Annotated in this window: 13 protein-coding genes; 8 read left to right on the top strand and 5 right to left on the bottom strand. The window is 62.4% G+C overall.

Annotation, left to right across the window (positions count from 1 at the left end; genetic code table 11):
* Nucleotides 1–110: 110 nt before the first annotated feature.
* The 4 genes from Q0D44_RS13840 to Q0D44_RS13825 all read right to left on the bottom strand — a co-directional run bounded on the left by Q0D44_RS13840 (nt 111) and on the right by Q0D44_RS13825 (nt 7,306).
* The gene (locus Q0D44_RS13840) at nt 111–3,314 is read right to left on the bottom strand and encodes an autotransporter domain-containing protein (protein ID WP_294137173.1); all 3,204 of its coding nucleotides are present in this window, start codon (nt 3,312–3,314) and stop codon (nt 111–113) included.
* A gap of 87 nt (nt 3,315–3,401) precedes the next feature.
* Nucleotides 3,402–5,825: a TonB-dependent receptor gene (locus Q0D44_RS13835; RefSeq protein WP_294137171.1), complete on the bottom strand. Its 2,424-nt coding sequence runs from the start codon at nt 5,823–5,825 to the stop codon at nt 3,402–3,404.
* Complete coding sequence (locus Q0D44_RS13830; protein WP_294137169.1) at nt 5,809–6,738, bottom strand: FecR domain-containing protein; 930 nt, start codon at nt 6,736–6,738, stop codon at nt 5,809–5,811. Before Q0D44_RS13830 ends, Q0D44_RS13835 begins: the two co-directional genes overlap by 17 nt.
* 55 nt (nt 6,739–6,793) lie before the next feature.
* Nucleotides 6,794–7,306 carry a sigma-70 family RNA polymerase sigma factor gene (locus tag Q0D44_RS13825; RefSeq protein WP_294137166.1) on the bottom strand — a complete coding sequence of 171 codons (513 nt, stop codon included), beginning with the start codon at nt 7,304–7,306 and terminating at the stop codon, nt 6,794–6,796.
* A gap of 140 nt (nt 7,307–7,446) precedes the next feature.
* On the opposite strand from Q0D44_RS13825, the gene Q0D44_RS13820 reads away from it, so the two are divergent.
* The 8 genes from Q0D44_RS13820 (at nt 7,447) to Q0D44_RS13785 (ending at nt 20,316) form a co-directional block, all read left to right on the top strand.
* The gene (locus Q0D44_RS13820; RefSeq protein ID WP_294137164.1) at nt 7,447–8,655 is read left to right on the top strand and encodes a serine hydrolase domain-containing protein; all 1,209 of its coding nucleotides are present in this window, start codon (nt 7,447–7,449) and stop codon (nt 8,653–8,655) included.
* 85 nt (nt 8,656–8,740) lie between these two features.
* Nucleotides 8,741–11,209, top strand: a complete 2,469-nt coding sequence (locus tag Q0D44_RS13815; protein ID WP_294137162.1) for a glycogen/starch/alpha-glucan phosphorylase — start codon at nt 8,741–8,743, stop codon at nt 11,207–11,209.
* A gap of 21 nt (nt 11,210–11,230) precedes the next feature.
* Nucleotides 11,231–13,390, top strand: a complete 2,160-nt coding sequence (glgB, locus tag Q0D44_RS13810; RefSeq protein ID WP_294137160.1) for a 1,4-alpha-glucan branching protein GlgB — start codon at nt 11,231–11,233, stop codon at nt 13,388–13,390.
* A 57-nt stretch (nt 13,391–13,447) separates the two neighbouring features.
* The gene (gene glgC, locus Q0D44_RS13805; RefSeq protein ID WP_294137158.1) at nt 13,448–14,710 is read left to right on the top strand and encodes a glucose-1-phosphate adenylyltransferase; all 1,263 of its coding nucleotides are present in this window, start codon (nt 13,448–13,450) and stop codon (nt 14,708–14,710) included.
* 8 nt (nt 14,711–14,718) lie between these two features.
* The gene (glgA, locus tag Q0D44_RS13800; protein WP_294137323.1) at nt 14,719–16,167 is read left to right on the top strand and encodes a glycogen synthase GlgA; all 1,449 of its coding nucleotides are present in this window, start codon (nt 14,719–14,721) and stop codon (nt 16,165–16,167) included.
* Nucleotides 16,164–18,050, top strand: coding sequence for a glycogen debranching protein GlgX (gene glgX, locus Q0D44_RS13795; protein WP_294137156.1), 1,887 nt, complete (start codon nt 16,164–16,166; stop codon nt 18,048–18,050). The genes glgA and glgX overlap by 4 nt, the downstream gene beginning before the upstream one ends.
* A 113-nt stretch (nt 18,051–18,163) precedes the next feature.
* Nucleotides 18,164–18,724: a PaaI family thioesterase gene (locus tag Q0D44_RS13790; RefSeq protein WP_294137154.1), complete on the top strand. Its 561-nt coding sequence runs from the start codon at nt 18,164–18,166 to the stop codon at nt 18,722–18,724.
* A gap of 332 nt (nt 18,725–19,056) precedes the next feature.
* The gene (locus Q0D44_RS13785; protein ID WP_294137153.1) at nt 19,057–20,316 is read left to right on the top strand and encodes a tyrosine-type recombinase/integrase; all 1,260 of its coding nucleotides are present in this window, start codon (nt 19,057–19,059) and stop codon (nt 20,314–20,316) included.
* Between the two features lie 280 nt (nt 20,317–20,596).
* Here Q0D44_RS13785 and Q0D44_RS13780 read toward each other — a convergent pair.
* A partial coding sequence (locus tag Q0D44_RS13780) for a hypothetical protein (protein ID WP_294137152.1) occupies nt 20,597–21,122 on the bottom strand: 526 nt, incomplete at its 5' end.

Genomic DNA, 21,122 nt, shown 5'->3' with positions numbered 1-21,122 from the left:
CGACGCCCCTCTTTTTGGGCCCGGCGCCCTGGGGGAGGGATTATGCCGGGGCGGAATGGACGGACCGGGAGGGTCTGTGGGGTGTGGCCCGTCCATTCACAATCAAGACGTCACAGCACGAAGTTAACCGTCGCCCTAAATGAGATGGCGACGTGATTTTGTTGTTCCTCCGCGCCGAACTCCCCGCCGACCCGAAACGTATCGGTGCCGCCATAAAGGCGCGCGCGGCCGGTCCAGCCATTGGTGCGATCGTCCGCCACCAGGGTGAAACGGTCGCCGCCCTTGAAATAGGCCACCGTATCGCCCAGCGATCCGCCAATGATCTGGCGACGGCCACCCTCCAGCTCCAGACGGACCCAGCCATCTTCGGGCTTGAGGCTGCCAAAGTCATAGCCCGCCGTCACCGTGCCGTTGACGGTGGTTTCATCGCTGCTGCGGCCCAGGACGGTCAGGTTGAAGGCGTCGCCGCCGCCAGCCTCGCTATAGCCGTCCTCCTTCAGGCGGTAATAGTCGATGCCGACCGCCGGGCGCAGGCTGATGCGCCCCATCTGCCACTGATAGGCGGCACCGGCTGTGGCAGAATAGAGTTTGCCATCCCACTTGCCGTCCGCCGTCCGGGTGACGTCGCCATTTTCGAAATGGCGGGTGCCGGTAAAGCCGATCGTCGCCGCCGATAGCCGAGCGAAGGCCAGCAACGGTCCCCATTGGCCGCGCCAGTGCGCCGCCAGTTCATATTGGTCGGAATCGACCGCATTGTTGGAGCTGCCACTGCTGTCGCTGGCGTGGATATAGGCGAAGGAACCGCCGAACGCGCCCAGATCGGTCAGATATTCGACGCCACCGCCAGCGCCCCAACCGCTGATATCGTAAGAGGCTGTATCGCCCACGCTCTTGGCCCCGCCGAAACCGACCTGTTGCAGCCAGAAGCCCAACCGCCCGTCCTTGGTGCGATAAATGCCGTTGGGGTCGGACAGGATGCGTGCGGTCGCGCGCGACCCCGACGTCACCGCCTCGAACGTGCCGCCTGCATGGTCGGGCAGCATCTGGCGCAAATTGGTGGCGAGCGTCGTGCCGTCGCTGATGCCGAGATAGGCGCTGGCGACCGCGGCGTCATTGTCGAGCGCATTGAAGATCGCCGGATAGGCGCGGGCGAGCGAGCCGGTGAGGCCCAGATCGGTAACGCTTTTGGCCGCGATCGAGAGGGTAACCGTGCCGGCGTTGCTGTCGCCAGTGACGCTGCCCTTGAACAGATAGGGCAGCAACGTGCTGGTCGCCAGCGTCGGCGATCCGCTGAGCGATCCGGCCCGCACGATGACATAGTCGCCCGCCGATCCGCTGACCTGGGTCAGGTTCACCTTGACCTGCGATCCGCTGGCAAAGCTGGCCGCGCCCGCTACGTCATAGACGGTGGCGGTGTTGGTCGCCGCGTTGATGGTGACGCCAAGGGTTGACGTGCCGCTCGCGGACAGGGAGGCAAGCGACACCGTGCCGGTGTTGGTGGCATTGAGCGTGCCGCCGTTCAACACCACCGCCATATTGCCGCTGTTGCTGATCGCACCGGTCAGCGTCGATGTGCCGCCCAATGTCAGCGTGCCGCTGCCGCTGCCGAAATCGACCGCGCCGGTCAGCTTGGCGCTGTCGGATAAGGACAGATTGGCATTGCCGACACCGAAGCCGACATTGCCGGTGAGGCTGGACGTGCCGGAAAGGGCAATGCTGTCATTGCCCGCGCCCAGCGTCAGATTGCCGGTAAGGCTGCCCGCCGAGACGGTGAGCGCGTCATTGCCGGACCCCAGCTTGATGTCGCCGATGATCGACGGCGCGGTGGCGGTCGCGGAGGCGAGCGCCTGGGTCAGGGTGACGCCGCTGCTGTTGGCGCTAAGGTCGATCGCGGTATTGGTCAGGCCGCCCGATGCGCTGATGCGGCCGGTGTTGGACAGGCTGGCTAGCGTGCCGGAGGAATCGAGGATGGCGATCGCTATGCCCTTCTCCGTGCTCAGCGCCGATGCGCCGACGGTGCCGCTGATGGTGAGCGCGTTGACCGATGCGCCCGCGTCGATGACGATGGCGCGCGCCGATGTGCCGGTCAGTGCTGATCCGGTCGCGCCGATCGTGCCGCCGACCTTGATGGTGCCGGTGCTGGCCCCGGAGCCGAGCCGCAGCGCGGTGGCGTTGCTGTCATAGGAGACCGCGGCGAGCGTGCCGTCGATCGCGACCCCTTTGGCGATGGTGACATTGCCGCCGAGGCCACCGATGGTCAGGCCATTGGCGGCGACCCCGTCATAAATGCCATAGCCGCCGATCGCGCCCTTGACGATCAGGCCATAGCCCGAACTGTCGGCCGCGACCTCGCCGATGACAGTGTTGGCGCTGGACGATCCGACCTGCACCGCAGCGGCGGAGCCGTAGCTGATGATCGACGCGCTGCCTTCACTGCTGTCGGCCAACCCGTCATCATCCACAGCGGTGTCGGTGTCGCTGAGCGTCGGCGGCACGTCGAAGATCACGCCGCCGCCCACATTGCCCGCGATGACGACGGCGGAGCCGCCCTGCAACAGATCGTCGGCGTCCAGCTTGGTCACGTCGGTTGGGCGGGTGGTGGAGCGGTAGCCGGTGCTGACGATCGCCCCCTGAATCTTGAGCGCGCCGCTGATGTCGCCCAGCAAAGCTGCACCGATGCTGTTAGCACCCAGCACTGACGTCGAACTGCGCAGCGTGACATTGCCGGTGACGGCGTTTGCGACCAGCCCGTAGCTGTTGTCGCCGGTGACGGTGGTGGTCCCGCTGGTCGTCAGATTGCCGGTCAGTGCGCCGTCGAGCCGGATGCCAGCGGACTGGTTGCCCTCGATCGTCATCGTGCCGCTATGGTCCACATTGCCGATATGGGCTGCACCGGACTGGACCCAGATGCCGGTCTTGCCCGATCCCTTGGCGAAGGTGCCATCTATGTCGCCATCGCTGTCGGTGTCGGTTGCCGTGTAATTTTCAGTGAGGGTGATCGTGCCGCTGTTGGTGATGTCGCCGGTGGTACCGGGAGCGACGAGAATGGCGGTGACATTGTCCGCGTCGTTGATCGTGATCGTGCCGGCATTGCTGACGTCATGATTGCTGTCGAGCGTGACCCCGGTGCCGCTGGTCAGGGTGATCGATCCGGCGGAGCTGATGATGATGTCGTCCGCCGATCCGCTGGCGATGGTCGATGTCTTGACTGCGGTCGTGGTTGATGTGCCGATGGTGGTGGCTGCCATGGCGTTGGCCAGCGTCAGCGCGACCAGCGCCGGGGCGATGGCCGTGCAGGCCAGTAGATGTCGCATGATGTCTCCTCTGCGTGCCGCGCCTGATTTTTATGCGCGCGTGCAGAAAGGACGGTGCCGGACCGGTATTTCCGTCTGAACCGATGTTCAGAAAGCGAAGTCGATGCCGATCCGCACGGTACGGGGCCGCAATGGGGTGTAGTAGTCGGTACGCAGGTCGAAGGGCGTACCGAGCGAGAAGCGGTTGCCGTCGCTGTCGAGCAGGTTGGTGAGCGAAAGCGACATCTGCACGGGACCGCGCGTCACGCTGGCGGACAGGCTGGTGTCGACATAATCGCCCTGGGTCCGCCCCAATATCGGACCGACGCCCAGTTGCGACTTGCCGACATAGCGGGCCGAACCGGACAGATGCAGGGCCATCGCATCGCCCATCGGCGCACGATAATCGAACGCCAGCCGCCCGCCCAGATTGGCGACATTGGGCAGGGTGAGCGACCGCCCTTCGTAGGAGAGCGCGCGCAGGAATTGCGCGGGCTGGGTCAGGCGGCTGTCATTATAGATGATGCTGCCATCCAGCGTCAGGCGCGGCACCGGGCGCACGACGATCCGCCCCTCAACCGTATAGATGCGCCCGTCGCCAATATTGGCTGTGGTGGGCAGGCCGATCCGGTCGGTCACGTCGGCCTGAATGTTGCGCCAGTCGGTATAGGCCAGGTTGCCGCTGATCGCGATCGCGTCGCGCCCCGGCACGCCCTTGCGAAAGCCGATCTCCACGGTCGAGGCACGATCATTCTGGAACCGGCGGACCCGCTGGTCGTCCACCGCCAGCCCGCCGGGCCGGAAGCCCTGTTGATAGCGGGCGTAGAGGGTGACGTCGGGGATCGCGTCGGTCAGCAGCGCGAAGGAGGGGAGGAAGATGGTTTCGCTGCGATCCGCCTGCGCTTCGGCGCGGGCGAGATCCGCCGAGGACAGGGCCGAAATCGGATCGAGCGCCTCGCCCGACAGGCGGCTGTTGGTCAGCCGTCCGCCGACCGTGGCGATCAGGCCTTTGACCGGCTCGAACGAGGCTTCGCCGAACAGAGTCGCTTCCTTGACGCTGTTGCGCACCCCGGTCGCCGTCGCGGGCATCCCGCCGCCGAACATCGGCACGCCGGGGATGACCTGCGACTGGACCGGCGCGGTGCCGTAGGAGGTCAGCGAGCGGCGTATCCTTGACTGGCTTTGCAGGTAGGACGCGCCCAATATCCAGCCCAGGCCATTGTCGATATCCCGCACCAGCCGGTTTTCGGTCGAAAAGATATCGACATCATTGCGCTGACGGAACAGCGCGCTGGGGCCGTCCGGCTGGGTGGCGTCATAGCTTTCGGCCAGCTCGTTATGGACAAAGCCGGTCGAGGACACGAAGCGTAGCGTATCCCACTGACGCTCTATCCTGATGCTGCCGAGCAGATAGTCGGAAAAATAGGGTTGGGCGACACTGGAGGCGCGCTGGAGCCGGTCGAGCGACTGGGTCGCATATTGGGCGTCCCGACCATCGATATGCTGGTACACGCCATTCAGGTCGATGGTCCAGTTTTCGTCCGGGGCGAAGCGCAGAGCGGCGCGCCCGCCATAGGTGCGGGTGCGGTTGACGTCGTTCAGGTCGCGGCTGACATCGTCGATATAGCCGCCCTCCTGCACGCCATAGCCAACGACCCGCAGTGCAATCTTTTCCGCGACGATCGGCACATTCAGCGTGGCGGACAGGTCGCCGCCGGGGTTGCCATGCTGGGTGGCGGAGAGGCCCGCCGACACTTGCCCGCCAAATTCGCCGAGATTGGGGGCGTTGGGCATGATGCGGATGATCCCGCCAAGCGATCCCGCGCCATAGAGCGTCCCCTGCGGCCCCTCCAATATCTCGACCCGGCCTACGTCATAGAGTTTAAGGTCCGGGTCGGGCGCCGCATAATTGAGCCGCATGTCGCCCAGATATTGGCCGGTGGTCGCCTGGGTCGGCCCGGCGACGCCGGAATCGGCGATGGCGCGGATGAACAGCTTGTTGCGGCCTGCGCCTGCATGGGTGGAGCTGAGGCTCGCGACCCGCGCCAGCAGCGTTGCGGTGCCGCCCGAAGCCTCGCCGCTGGAAAAGAGGTTGGTGTCGAGCGCTTCGACCATGCCGGCATAGCGGAGCAAAGGCGTGTCGCGCTTGGAGGCGGTGACGATGATTTCGGCTGCGGGTTGATCGGCCAGAGGTGCCGCCGCGATTGGAGCAGGCGCGCTGGGGCGCGGGGCGGATCGGGCGCGGACGATGCGCCAGGTGGTGGCGTCGATCCGCCGGGCGGTCGCGCCGCTGCCCTTCAAAAGTCGCTTAAGAGCCGCTTCCACCGACAGGCGCCCCGTAACGGCTGGGGTCGCTATCCCGGCCAGCGACTGGTCCGACATGCCGATGCTGACGCCGGTTTGGCGGCCAAGCGCCACCACGGCCTCGCCCAGCCGTGCGGGGGCGATGCTGATAGCCTGTCTTTCCGCCGCTTGTGCGGGCGTTGCGATTGCCAGGGCGGTGACGATCAGGAGGTCAGCTTTGCGGCCCATTCCCTTCCTTCAGCACCCAGCTGTCGCCGGTGCGTATCGCGCGCAGCCCCATCAGCGGGGCAGCGCCTGCAAAGAAGCGCGCCGGGTCCTTGTCCAGCCGGATCGTGCCGGTGAAGCGCATCGCCTGTGCGCCGGGCGTGGCGGTCAGCTTTACGCCGAGCGACCGGCCAATATCTTCGCTGATCTCGCTGACCGCAGCATTGGCATAGACCAGCCGTCCCTGCCGCCAGCTGGCAACCGCCGCTGGGGCGACATCCATCACCCGTAAGCCCTGCGCATCATCGGCCAGCGCCCGTCCGGCGGGCAGGCTGATCGCTTGCGCCTCCGGGTTGTAGATCACCTTGCCCTCGGACACGCCAATCCGGGTCGCGCCGCCGCTGTGGACGATGTTGAACACCGTGCCCGCATCCTCGAACACGGCGTCGCCCACGGTCACGCGGAACGGGTTGGCCTCGTCATGGCGAACGGTGAAGGCCGCTTCGCCGCTGTCGAGCGCGGCAAAGCGGGTGTCGTTGCGGTCGAGCCGCAGCGTTGTGCCGCCATTGACGTCGATCCTTGTGCCATCCTTCAGCGCGATGGTCTGCGTTTCGCCGGGGCGGGTGGTGACGGTGTAGATGTCCGCCCGGTTCATCATGCCGATCGAAACCGCCGCGACCAGCGCCGCCGCAATCGCGCCGCCGCCGACCCAGCGCCATGTCCAGCGTTGCGGCTGCCCCGGATCATTGGCCGCGACCGGCATGGCGACGGGTTCGGGCGGAATGATCATGTCCAGCTCGGTGTCGGCTGCCATCAGCGCGTCATAGGCGTCGGCACGCGCCGGGTCGCCCTCCAGCCACAGGGTGAAGGCCTCCCAGTCGACAAAGTCGGGATCGCGCGTGCGGATAACCCATCCGAGCGCTTCCTCTTGCATCATGGCTCCAGCCCTGTTCATTTTTTGCCCCTTACAGAGACTGACGCCGCCGACCCGCTCATGCCGTATCCATTTTCTGCTTGAGCGCGATCATCACACGATAGGCCTTTTGCAGATCCTTCTCCACCGTGGTCAGGCTGACCCCCAGTTCGTCGGCGATGGCGCGTTGCCCGACGCCTTCGATACGGAAGCGGCGGAACACCAGCTCGACGCGTGGGCCAAGCGCGCGCAGCACCTCGCGCGCCTCGTCGAGCGTCTGGTTGAGGATCAGCCGTTCGTCGACCGGCATGTCATCGGCGGGGTCCGCCATCACGCCGCCTGCCCCTTCTGCCCAATCCTGTTCGCGCCGTTCGCGCCGGGTGGCGGATCGGTAGCGGTCCAGCATCAGATTATTGGCCATGCGATAAAGATAGGGCAGCGGATCGGCGACCGGGCCGATATCCTTGGCCTCCAGCTTCATCCACATGTCCTGGATCATATCCTCCGCATTCTCCCCCGCACCGCGCGCACGCAGGAAACGCAGCAGGGCGGCGCGGTTTGCCATGAAAAGTTCGGAAAGGCCGGTGGCCATGCCTGTCTATGTCCAATGCGGGGCAGTTCTTGGCGGGTTGCCATAGATGGCCGGGCGGGGTCTTGGCAACGCCCAAGCTGTTTACGCGGTCGCGTTGCTGCATTAGCGCTGCACGTAGAGGGTGATCGGAGCATGACGGCATGACGGATGGCGTGGACAGGGCGGCGGCGCGGGCGGCGGGGATGGACCCGGATCGGCTGGATGCGTTGATCGGCCATCTGGACCGGACCTATCTGGCGTCGGGCAAGCTGGCGCATATGCAATTGCTGGTATCGCGCGATGAGCAGCCTTTGCTGTCGATGGCGCGCGGTGCGGCGCGGGCGAGTGGCGAGCCATTGCGCGACGATGCGCTGTTTCGCATCGCGTCGATGACCAAGCCGGTCACCTCGGTTGCCTTCATGATGCTGGTGGAGGCGGGCAAGGTCGCGCTCGATACGCCGGTGGCCGACGTCATCCCCGAATTTGCCGATTTGCGCGTCGGGCGGGGCAATCGGGCGCGGGTGAAGCAGGCGATGCGGATGATCGACCTGCTGCGCCATACGTCCGGGCTGACCTACGGGTTGCAGCGCCAGACACCGATTGATGCGCGATACCGGTTGCTGGGACTGGACGAATTTCAGCAGAAGCGTACGTCGGATGCGTTCATCGCCGATCTTGCCCGGCTGCCGCTGGAATTTTCGCCCGAAGCGCGGTGGAACTATTCGGTGTCGACCGATGTGCTGGGCGTGGTGGTTGAGCGGCTGAGCGGGATGGACCTCGACGCTTTTTTCCGCACCCGCATCTTTGATCCGCTGGGCATGACCGACACCGCCTTCGTCGTGCGCGACGATCAGGTCGATCGGATGACCGACGCCTGGCGGCTGGATGAGGATGGGCAGCGTGTCATCGCTGATCTGGGCGCGCGCAGCGGCTGGCGGCGGCAGGGGCGGTTCCTGTCGGGCGGGGGCGGGCTGGTGTCGAGCGTGGCCGATTATCATCGCTTCGCCCGCATGTTGCTGCGCGGCGGAGAGCTGGACGGCGCGCAACTGTTGCGGCCCGAAACGGTGGCGATGATGCGGGACAATCATCTGCCGGGCGGGGGCGATCTGGCCCGCCACTCGACCGGCATGTTCAGCGAGGCCGACTATGAGGGCGTGGGCTTTGGCCTGGGCTTTGCGATGAACCTTGAAAGCCGCGAATATTATTGGGGCGGGGTGTTTTCGACCTATTTCTGGATCGACCCGATCGAGCGGCTGATCGGCATTTTCATGACACAATTGCTGCCTTCCAGCGCCTATCCGGTGCGGGCCGAACTGCGCGCCGGTGTGCGGGATTCGATTGTCGAGCGTCGGGGTAGCGATGTGCGCTGATTTTTTTGCTGCGCTGCAAAAACCCTTTGGCTTGGGCCGGGACGCTGTGCCATCATCGCCCTGACAGAATAGGGGGACCAGCCGCATGAACCTCAAGGGCCAGACCAAACTTCCCATCCCCGCGCCGCGCCGGGTTGACCCCGAAGTGCTGGCCCATGAGATTGTCGAGCGGCTGACCTATCGCATCGGCAAAAATGCGGCCGCGGCCAAGCCGCATGACTGGCTGCACGCCGTCATTCTCTCGATCCGTGACCGGGTGATCGACGCCTGGATCACATCGACCCAGAAAACCTATGAGGAAGAAGGGCGGCGGGTCTATTATCTGTCCCTGGAATTCCTGATCGGCCGGCTGATGCGCGATGCCGCGTCCAACATGGAAATGCTGGACGACATGCAGGCCGCGCTGGCTTCGCTCGGCGTCGATATCGACATTATCGCGGCGCTGGAGCCGGATGCAGCGCTGGGCAATGGCGGGCTTGGCCGTCTGGCCGCCTGCTTCATGGAGAGCATGGCGACGACCGACGTGCCGGCCTATGGCTATGGTATCCGCTATGTGAACGGCATGTTCCGCCAGGAAATTTCGGATGGCTGGCAGGTGGAGCTGCCCGAAACCTGGCTGGCGCACGGCAATCCGTGGGAGTTTGAACGGCGCGAGGCCAGTTATGAGGTCGGCTTTGGCGGGCGGGTCGATCCGGCGGAGGGCGAGGATGTCGGGCCGAACCAGATGCACTGGCGTCCATCCGAGCGGGTGATCGCGACCCCCTATGACACGCCGATTGCGGGTTGGCGCGGCAAGCGGGTCAATACGCTGCGCCTGTGGCAGGCGCAGCCGATCGACCCGATCCTGCTCGCCAAATTCAACGCGGGCGATCATCTGGGCGCGTTGGCCGAAAGCAATCGTGCAGAATCGCTGACCCGTGTTCTCTATCCCGCCGACAGTTCGGCGGCGGGGCAGGAATTGCGGCTGCGGCAGGAATATTTCTTCTCCTCCGCGTCCTTGCAGGACATCGTCCGGCGGCACATCCAATATTTCGGCAGCATCGTGACTTTGCCGGACAAAGCGGCGATCCAGCTGAACGACACCCATCCGGCGGTGGCGGTGGCGGAGCTGATGCGCATCCTGCTCGACGATCATGGGCTGGACTTTGGCGAGGCGTGGGACATTACCCGGCGCACCTTCAGCTACACCAACCACACTTTGCTGCCTGAAGCGCTGGAAAGCTGGCCCGTTCCTCTGTTCGAGCGGTTGCTGCCCCGGCATATGCAGATCGTCTATGCGGTCAACAGTCGCTTGCTTGCCGAAGCGCGCAAGTCCGGTCAGTTTGACGACCATGCGATCGGCGCGATCTCGCTGATTGACGAGGGCGGCGACCGGCGGGTGCGGATGGGCAATCTGGCCTTTGCCGGATCGCACAGCGTCAATGGCGTGTCGGCGTTGCATACCGATCTGATGAAGGTCACGGTCTTTGCCGACCTGCACAATCTTTATCCCACGCGGATCAACAACAAGACCAATGGCGTCACCTTCCGCCGCTGGCTGATGCAGTGCAATCCGGGGCTGTTCGCGCTGATCCGCGAGGCGATCGGCGACCGGTTCATGGATGATCCCGAAGCGCTGCGCGACCTTGATCCCTTTGCCGACGACAGCGCGTTTCAGGAGAAATTCCTGGCCGTGAAGCGGGCGAACAAGGAAGCGCTGTCCAATATCCTGCGGCAGAAGGTCAACGCGCGGATCGATCCGGGCGCGATGTTCGACATCCAGATCAAGCGCATCCACGAATATAAAAGGCAATTGCTCAACATCGTCGAGGCGGTGTCGCTCTATGACCAGATCCGGTCGCACCCGGAAAAGGACTGGGTGCCGCGGGTCAAATTGTTCGGCGGCAAGGCGGCGTCGAGCTATCATAACGCCAAGCTGATCATCAAGCTGGCGGGCGATGTGGCGCGTGCGGTCAATCATGATCCGGCGGTACAGGGGCTGCTGAAATTGCAATTCGTGCCCAACTATAACGTGTCGATGGCCGAAGTGATGATCCCGGCAGCTGACCTGTCCGAACAGATTTCGACCGCGGGCATGGAAGCGTCCGGCACCGGCAACATGAAGTTTGCGGTAAATGGCGCGCTGACCATCGGCACGCTGGACGGCGCCAATGTCGAGATGCGCGATCATGTGGGGGAAGAGAATATCATCATCTTCGGCCTGACCGCGCAGGAAGTGAATGAGCGCCGCGCCAATGGCTATAATCCGGGCGAGGTGATCGGCCAGAGCCGCGAATTGTCGCAGGCGCTCGACGCGATTGCCAGCGGGGTATTTTCGCCCGACGACCCGGATCGCTACAAGGGGTTGATCCAGGGCATCTATGAGCATGACTGGTTCATGCTGGCGGCCGATTTCGACAGCTATTCCGCCGCGCAGCGCAATGTCGATGCGCTCTGGACGGATGGCGCTTTGTGGGCGAAGAAGGCTATCCATAATGTCGCCCGGATGGGCTGGTTCTCGTCAGACCGGACCATCCGCGAATATGCGACCGACATCTGGAAGATAAAGCCATGATCTGGATGCGAGGATAGAGCGGTGTTGACGCCGGAGCAGATTGACCGGCTGATACAAGGTCGCGAGGACGACCCCTTTGCCACGCTTGGCGTGCATCCGGCCGATAGCGGTTTTACCGCCTGTGTTTTATTGCCCGAAGCGGTCGGGGTTACTGCCCAGACGCTGGATGGCAAGCCGGTCGGCGAACTGGCGGCGATCCACCCGGACGGGCTGTTTTTCGGCAAGGTAAGAATCCGCAAGCGCCAGCCGCTGCGTTATGTCGCCCATTATGGCGATGGCGGCGATCATGTCATGATCGACCCCTATGGGTTCGGCCCGGTGCTGGGGCCGATGGACGATTATTATTTCGCCCAAGGATCGCACGGTCGCCTGTTCGACAAATTGGGCGCGCATGTCATGACCCATGACGGGGCGACCGGCACGCATTTCGCGGTCTGGGCGCCCAATGCCAAGCGTGTGTCGGTGGTCGGCGACTTCAACCGCTGGGATGGCCGCCGCGCGCCGATGCGCCACCGGGCGGATGCGGGCGTGTGGGAGATTTTCCTGCCCGATGTCGGACCGGGCAGCGCGTATAAATATGAGATTATGGGCGCGGACGGAGTGGTGCTGCCGCTCAAGGCCGATCCCTTCGCCTTCCAGTCCGAATTGCGCCCCTCGACCGCGTCGATCGTCGCTGCGCCGCTCGACCACAAATGGGGCGACGCGCGGCACAAGGAGCATTGGCAGAAGGCCGATGCCCGGCGTGAGCCGGTGTCCATCTATGAAGTCCATGCCGGGTCATGGCAGCTGGACGAGTCCGGCGATTTTCTGAGTTGGGACGAGATGGCCAACCGGCTGATCCCTTATGTTGTTGGCATGGGTTTTACCCATATCGAATTTCTGCCGATCAGCGAATATCCCTATGATCCCAGCTGGGGCTATCAGACTCTGGGCCTCTATGCGCCGACCGCGCGTTTTGGCGATCCGGCGGGTTTTGCGCGCTTTGTCGATGGGGCTCATCGGGCCGGGATCGGCGTGATTCTCGACTGGGTGCCGGCGCATTTTCCGACTGATGAGCATGGGCTGGCCTATTTTGACGGCACGGCGCTCTATGAACATGCCGATCCGCGCAAGGGGTTCCATCCCGACTGGAACACCGCCATCTATAATTTCGGGCGGCGCGAAGTGTCGCAATATCTGGTCAACAACGCGCTGTTCTGGGCCGAGCGCTATCATGTCGACGGGCTGCGGGTCGATGCGGTCGCATCGATGCTCTATCTCGATTATTCGCGTCAACCGGGCGAATGGGTACCCAACGACCATGGAGGGCGGGAGAATGTGGAGGCGGTGGCCTTCCTCCAGCAGCTGAACAGTGACCTTTACGGCACCCATGGCGGTGTGATGACGATAGCGGAGGAATCGACCAGCTGGCCGGACGTGTCACGCCCGGTGCATACGGGCGGGCTGGGTTTCGGCTTCAAATGGAATATGGGGTTCATGCATGACACGCTGCGCTATTTGCAGCGTGACCCGGTGCATCGTCGCCATCATCATGACGACATCACCTTTGGGCTGCTCTACGCCTTTACCGAGAATTTCGTGCTGGCGCTGAGCCATGACGAGGTGGTGCATGGCAAGGCGTCGCTGCTGCACAAGATGCCGGGCGACGACTGGCAGAAATTCGCGACGTTGCGGGCCTATTATGGCCTGATGTGGGGCTATCCCGGCAAGAAGCTGTTGTTCATGGGGCAGGAATTTGCCCAGCGCGGCGAATGGAGCGAGGAGCGCGCGCTCGACTGGCATCTGGTCGATCATGCGCCCCATCATGGCGTGCAGCAGTTGGTGAGCGATCTCAACCATCTCTATCGCTCCCGCCCGGCGCTGCACGCGCGCGATTGCGAGCCGGAGGGGTTTGAGTGGGTGCTGGTCGATGCCGCAGCCGACTCCATCTTTGCCTGGGTGCGGCGCGCGCCCGGCGTCCGGCCGATCGTCGTGATCAGCCATTTTACGCCGGTGTTGCGGCACGGCTACCGGATGCGGCTGCCGTCGGGCGGGCGCTGGCGCGAGATATTGAACAGCGACGCGGCCGATTATGGCGGCAGCAATGTGGGCAATATGGGCATGGTGACGGCGGACGAGGAGGGCTGGGCCAATGTTACCATTCCCCCCTTTGCGACGTTGATGCTGGAACTGGATATTTAACGAAGCCGACGGGCGCGTGCAGGCGACGGACGGGGCAAAGCCAAGGAGAGGCCCGAAATGCAGCAGACACGAAACCAGCCGATCGCCCGCGACGCCATGGCATATGTGCTTGCCGGGGGACGCGGCAGTCGCCTGGCGGAACTGACCGACAAACGCGCCAAGCCCGCCGTCCATTTTGGCGGCAAGGCGCGGATCATCGATTTTGCCCTGTCCAATGCGCTGAACAGCGGCATCCGGCGGATCGGCGTGGCGACGCAATATAAGGCCCATTCGCTGATCCGCCATTTGCAGCGCGGCTGGAACTTCTTTCGTCCCGAACGCAATGAGAGTTTCGACATTTTGCCAGCCAGCCAGCGCGTGTCGGAAAGCCAGTGGTATGAAGGGACGGCGGACGCCGTGTTCCAGAATATCGACATCATCGAAAGCTATGCGCCCGAATATATGGTGCTGCTGGCGGGTGATCATGTCTATAAAATGGACTATGAGCTGATGCTCCAGCAGCATGTCGACAGCGGTGCGGACGTGACGGTCGGCTGCATGGAAGTGCCGCGCAGTGAGGCGTCAGGCTTTGGCGTGATGCATGTCGATGAGAAAGATTGGATCACCGCCTTCGTCGAAAAGCCCAAAGACCCGCCATCCATCCCCGGCCAGCCCGACATGGCGTTGGCGTCGATGGGGATTTATGTGTTCCAGACCCGCTTCCTGATCGAGCAGTTGCGGCGCGACGCGGACGACCCGGCGAGCAAGCGCGATTTTGGCGGGGACATCATCCCCTATATCGTCAAGCATGGCAAAGCCGTGGCGCACCGCTTTTCGAGCAGTTGTGTGCGGGCCGAGAGCGAGCTGGTCCCCTATTGGCGTGACGTGGGGACGATCGACGCCTATTGGCAGGCGAGCATCGACCTGACCGATGTGGTCCCCTCGCTCGACCTGTATGACCGTAGCTGGCCGCTCTGGACCTATTCCGAAGTCACACCGCCGGCCAAGTTTGTCCATAATGAGGATGGGCGGCGCGGGTCCGCGACATCGTCGCTGGTGGCTGGCGGCTGTATCGTGTCAGGATCGTCGCTGCATCGCAGCCTGCTCTTTTCCGGGGTCAAGACGCATAGCTTCTCGTCGGTCACCGACAGCGTCATCATGCCCAATTGCGAGATCGGGCGGGGTGCGCGATTGCATAAATGCGTGCTGGATTCAGGAATCATCATTCCGCCGGGCTTGATCATCGGCGAACATCCCGAAGAGGATGCGCAGCGTTTTCGCCGGACCGAGAGCGGCATATGTCTGGTAACGCAGCCGATGATCGAGCGGCTGGTGGCTTGAGCGGGCCTGTGGCGATGAAATTGCTGTCGGTCGCGTCCGAAGTCTATCCGCTGGTCAAGACCGGCGGCCTTGCCGATGTCGCTGGCGCCCTGCCCGGTGCGCTGGCGGGGCAGGATGTGAAGGTCCGGACGCTGGTGCCGGGCTATCCTGCCGTGATCGCGCGGCTGGGCAAGGCGAAGGTGGTGCGGCGGTATGAGGCGCTGTTCGGCGTTCCCGCCACGGTGCTGGCGGCCAGCGTCGGCGGGCTGGATCTGCTGGTGCTGGACGCGCCCGATTTCTATGCGCGTGAAGGTGGTCCCTATGGCGACCATGCGGGCAATGAGTGGCCTGACAACTGGCGGCGCTTTGCAGCTTTGTCGCGGGTGGGGGCGGATATTGCGGCGGAGGGCGTGAAGGGCTGGCGACCCGATGTCGTCCATGTCCATGACTGGCAGGCGGCGATGACAGCGGCCTATATGCGCTTTGGCCCAGCGGCGCGGGTGCCCAAGGTGGTGACGATCCACAATCTGGCGTTTCAGGGGCGGTTCAGTGCGGATATCTTTGCCGCGCTGGGTCTGCCGCAGGAAGCCTGGGGGGTGGATGGGGTCGAATATTATGGCGGCATCGGTTATTTGAAGGCGGGGCTGGTGTCGGCTGATGCTATCACGACAGTAAGCCAGACATATGCGGAGGAAATTCGTTCGCCCGTCCATGGCATGGGGCTGGATGGCCTGATCAACGGGCGGGTCGACCGGCTGCACGGTATATTGAACGGGATCGATACCGACATCTGGAATCCTGAAAATGATAGCCTGATTCCAAAGGCTTACACGGCACGCGCACTTGGCGGACGAACGGTTAATCGTCGCGCGCTGGAGAGCCGCTTTGGCCTCGATCATGATGGCGCGCCGATCTTCATCATCGTCAGCCGCCTGACCTGGCAGAAGGGGATGGACCTGCTGGTCGGCGCGATCGACCATCTTGTCGGGCTGGGTGCGAAGCTCGCCGTGCTGGGATCGGGCGATCATCCGCTGGAGGGCGCGTTTCTGGGTGCGGCGGATCGGCATCGCGGGCGGATCGGCGTGCAGATTGGTTATGACGAGCCATTGTCGTATTTGATGCAGGCGGGGGGTGACGCGATATTGATCCCGTCGCGCTTCGAGCCGTGCGGGCTGACGCAACTTTACGCGCTGCGCTATGGCTGCGTGCCGGTGGTGGCGCGGGTCGGCGGGCTGGCCGATACGGTGATCGACGCTAATGAGGCGGCGGTGGCGGCGGGGGTGGCGACGGGCATCGTCTTTGCCCCGTCCGATCCGCTGGCGCTGCATGGCGCGATCGGCCGGGCGGTGCGGTTGCATGGGCAGCGGCCGGTCTGGCAGGCGATGCAGCGGGCAGGGATGCGCAGCGAAGTGTCGTGGGATCATAGCGCGGCGCGCTATGCGGCGCTGTACCGGGCTTTGCTGGCGGAGGCGGCGTGAGCGGGGGCGGATGTGCGCCGGTCATCGGTGCCACCGCCACCCGCTTTTCGATCTGGGCGCCGGAGGCCGAGCAGCTCTGGCTGTGCCTGTTCGATGATGCCGATCGGGAACGGCGCTTGCCCATGCTGCGCGATGGCGATGGCGTGTGGCATGTCGAGGCGGCGGGTGTCGGGGCAGGGGCGCGCTATGGCGTGCGGGCGGATGGTGTCTATGATCCGGCTGCGGGGCTGTGGTTCGATCCCGACAAGCTGCTGCTTGATCCTTATGCGCCTGCCATCGACAGGGCGTTCGTCTATGATCCGGTGCTGACGGCGCGGCGCGGGGAGGGGGGCGACACCGCGCCGCTGATGCCGAAAGGGGTGGTGGCTGCGCCGATGGCTCCAGTCCCCGCCAAGCCGCCGCATTTCGTGCCGGGTGGCCTGATCTACGAACTGCATGTGCGTGGTTTCACGATGCTGCATCCTGATGTGCCGGACGCGCAGCGCGGGACCATTGCCGCGCTGGCCCATCCCGCTGTGATCGCGCATTTGCAGCGATTGCATGTGTCTGCAGTGGAACTGATGCCGATCAACGCCTGGATCGACGAACGGCATCTGGGGCCGCTGGGTCTGACCAACTATTGGGGCTATAATCCGGTCAGCTGGTTCGCGCTGGACCCGCGCCTAGCGCCGGGAGGCATGGCGGAGCTGCGCGCCACGGTCGCGGCGCTGCAGGATGCGGGGATCGGTGTGATCCTGGACATGGTCTATAATCATAATGGCGAGAGCGACATCTATGGGCCGACTTTGTCGGTGCGTGGCCTTAATGCCCGCGATTATTTCCGCCATGCTGATGACGGGCAGCTGATCAACGATACTGGCACGGGCAACAGCATCGCGTGCAATCAGCCGGTGGTGCGCCGCCTGATCCTGGAGTCGTTGCGCCATTTCGTGACGCAGGCCGGGGTTGACGGTTTCCGCTTCGATCTGGGGCCGGCGCTGGGGCGGATGGCGGATGGGTTTGATCCCCATGCGCCATTATTGGAAGAGATGCGGGCCGACCCTGTGTTGGCCGACCGGGTGATGATCGCAGAGCCGTGGGACATCGGGCCGGGCGGCTATCAGCTGGGGCGCTTTGGCGAGGGGTGGCTGGAATGGAATGACCGTTATCGCGATGACATCCGGCGTTTCTGGCGGGGGGACGCGGGGACGCTTGGCGGCTTTGCGACGCGGCTGGCTGGATCGTCCGATATATTTGGAGACGATGAGACCCGGAGCGTCAATTTCCTGGCGGCTCATGACGGCTTCACGCTGGCGGACCTGACCGCCTATGAGCAGCGGCACAACCACGCCAATGGTGAACAGAATCGCGATGGCCATGGCGAAAATCTGAGCTGGAATAATGGCGTCGAGGGGGTGAGCGACGACCCGGCCATTGTCGCGGCGCGGCGGCGGGATGTAATGGCGCTGCTCTCGACGCTTTTCTGCTCGCGCGGGGCGATCATGCTCAGCGCGGGGGACGAATTTGGCCGCAGCCAGCGGGGCAATAATAATGCCTATGCACAGGATAATGCGATCGGTTGGATCGACTGGGCGGGGCGGGACCGGGCGATTGAGCGCCACGCCTTTGCGCTGGCGGCGCTGCGGGCGCGATGTGCTGACCTCATGGATATTGCCCTGCTGCGGGACGAGGATGTGGTCTGGCTGGACGAGCGTGGTGAGGCGATGAGTGTGGCGCAATGGGAGCAGCCGAGGCGGCGCTGCGTCGCGCTGCATTTCGTGCGGTCGGGATGGACGCTGTGCGTCAATGGCAGCGGCGAGGCGCAGGATTTTCGCCTGGGCGATGATCGCTACGTCAGTGTTGCCAGTCGTAGCCTGATGCTGCTCGATCCATTGTCCGGTTAAGGGATAAGCCTCCCGATAACCGGGGCAGGAACGAACAAGAGAAAGTTGGCGCGATGTCGGAAAAACGGCCCCCCATGTTTCAAGGCCTTCGGCGCGGCAGGGCCAGAGGGCCGATGCCGGATTCGGCCTATCCCGCGATGATCGATACGCTGCGGGATTTTCTGGACGATCTGGCCAGCGCCAGGCTGGACGAAGCGACGATCGGGGCATTGACGGCGGACTTGAGCGACTGGCGCGGGCGACTGGCGCCATTGAAAGCGGGTGAGGACGAGCGGATGTTCGGTCGCGTCGATGATGTGCCGGGCCATGGTCAGGTCATGTGTCCGGCCTTTGCGATCGAGGAGCAGGATGCGACGTCAGTTCGGGCGACGGTTACCTTTGGCGACTATTTTCTGGGCGGCAATGCCGCGGCCCATGGCGGCGCGGTGTCGCTGCTGTTCGACGAAGTGCTGGGCATACCGGCCAATTCGGGTCCGGCCATGATGGCGCGCACCGCCTATCTTCACGTCAATTATCGCGCGATCACGCCGATGAACCGGCCTCTGACCGTAACGGCGAGCCTCTATGCGGTCGAAGGCAGAAAGCGGTTCGTGCGTGGGGAATTGAAGGATGGGCAGCGGCTTTGCGCCGATGCCGATGGGCTGTTCCTGGAACTGCTGCCCGGCCAGCAATGATGGCCATTTGAAATGGTGAGTCCAGCTGGGTTCGAACCAGCGACCTACTGATTAAAAGAAAAGTTCATGGCTGTGAGCGTTGGTTTAAGTAGCCATACGGTGGCATATGGTGGTCTATGTGCCACTGAAAATGAGAAGTGATCCATCCACTGTAAATTTTAGAACGAAATTCGAGGGTTTGTATGTTACTATCTTTGTCAGTTATCTGACTGACAGGAAGATCAGTAGGGCGTATATTGAGTGACACCGTGGGTGTCAGAGGTGACAGTTAGCCATTATCTTTTCAGCACTGAAGAATGGTAATAAGTGGATGCTCCAATTCAGGAGCTGACATGAAAGCCGTTCTCACCAAAAAGCTGATTGAAGCTTTTTCTGTCCCGACCGTTCGCACCGTGATCTCTGATCTGGCGACCTCAAATCTGAGTTTGGTGGTAAGTCCGAGAGGTGCAAAAACGTGGACATGGATCGGACGGGTTGGCGGTGATCTGGTCTATCTGACGCTTGGACGGTATCCGGCATACGGGCTTACAGAGGCTCGTGCATGGGCCACCGAGGTCACGACCAAGCGCGATAGAGGAGAAGATGTGCGAGCTTCCAAGCGCGCGCAGAAAGAACAAATCGAGTATGAGCGGAAGGTTGCAGAAGCGGCTAGCCTCAAGGCTGCGAAGGAGCAGGGCAGGACATGCGATTGGGCTTTCGCACTATATATGCATCACGAAGGCAGCAAGCGTGCGAGTGGCCCGGAGAAGGCACGATCGTATAATCGAGACGTGTCTCCCTTTATCGGCGATAAATTGCTGTCGAGCGTAACGCATGATGATCTGGCAGAGCTTCTCCAGAAAAAGCTCCCTCATGCTCCGGTTGGAAGCATCGGACTGCGAAGAATGATCAGGCGATGGATGCGGTGGTCGGTTATTAATCGCCATTTGACGGGTCTCACTGACGACCCTGCTAAATTTCTCCCTCAATTAGCATCTGAAAGTCCAAGAGAGCGGGCATTAGATGATTTTGAACTCGGCATTGCATTGAAGGCGATCGAAAGCCACGGGCGTCGAATGCGCGATCCCCTCAAACTGATAATTTACACAGGCGCACGAAAGTCCGAGGCATTTGAAGCAGAGTGGAGTGAACTCAACTTCGAAAAAGGTGAATGGCTCATCCCCGCAGCGAGGACAAAAAATCGCGTGCCACATCTCTTACCACTCACCTCAGAGATGGTTGCGATGCTTGTCGCTATACCCAGAACACCCAAGTCGAAATTGATTTGGCCTGCTCGTGGGAATTTGGAACACGGTATGGGGGATTTTTCGAAGGCTATTGCAAGAATCCGAGATCAAATGAACGAACTTGCAAAACCGTTTGGGAGAACAATCGCGCATTGGACGATCCACGATTTGCGACGCTCAACGATTACAGGAATGTACAGCCTTCTTGATGCCGATGACCGTCCCCTAATTCAACCACATATCGTTGAGCGGATCGCCAACCATAAGCAGGAAACTATTAAGGGCATTTATAATAAACACCACTACTATCTGGAAAAGAAAATGGCTCTTCGTGCATGGGCGGAACATCTTCGGAGAGTTGGATAGGGTGCGTAGGCAAGCCAATTTGCACGAGCAGGAACATGCTGCTACGAACCGCAATCGATCACGCAGCCTCCGGTGCTCTGCGAGAGAGATTGGTTTTGGCCAGTTGCTGACTGTCCGGTGCCTGACACACAATTTCGGTTAGCTGACATTAAAACTGACGACCTTCGTATGATTGAAGCGAAGGAATGTGGGCAACATCAGTAGGGAAATAGCGAAAAATCAACGACGTATAGCCTGCGGAAGTTTCCTTAGTAGGATTGTGCAGGGCATGGGTAGGGAGTTATCGCTTGGGAGGGGGTAAAACATCAGTTGGTTCGTGCATAAGAGGAACCGGCATGTGGACCGTGTTTAACATTGCTTCCGTCGCAGCATGTGGCTCGGCTGTGCGAAACTGCAACGCATTTCCGTCAACGTCGACCGCTGTAAGCTTCGCACGGCTCTTCTCAAGATACTTGCGCCAGCTTTTCATTACGCTCGCAACTTTTCCATTAAAAAAATAGAATAGCATTGCGCCGTTAGTTTGGTTCGGCATTCCCGTCGCGTAACGGTCGCATAACTGTTGAAATCCGCCCATAAGTTTGCCGTAGCCATTATAGATTTTGGCTTCGCCAAGCCAAAGCATTTCTGAATTGCCCTCGATTGATACGTCGCAGTTTCCGCCGATGTTTTTGCTGTGCGATATGTCAAACCCAAGTTGAACAGTGCCAGCGGAACACGCAGAGAACGTGAGCTGGTAAGTATCTGATATCGCTGGGCGTGGATTTGGTGGCAAAACCGGGTGTGCTAACAACATTTTGCCTGTGACT

Origin of the sequence: Sphingobium sp., from assembly GCA_023266575.1 — a bacterium.
Classification (GTDB): Bacteria; Pseudomonadota; Alphaproteobacteria; order Sphingomonadales; family Sphingomonadaceae; genus Sphingobium.
The sequence above is the reverse complement of the archived record's forward strand: the minus strand, read 5'-3'. Positions and strand labels throughout refer to the sequence as shown.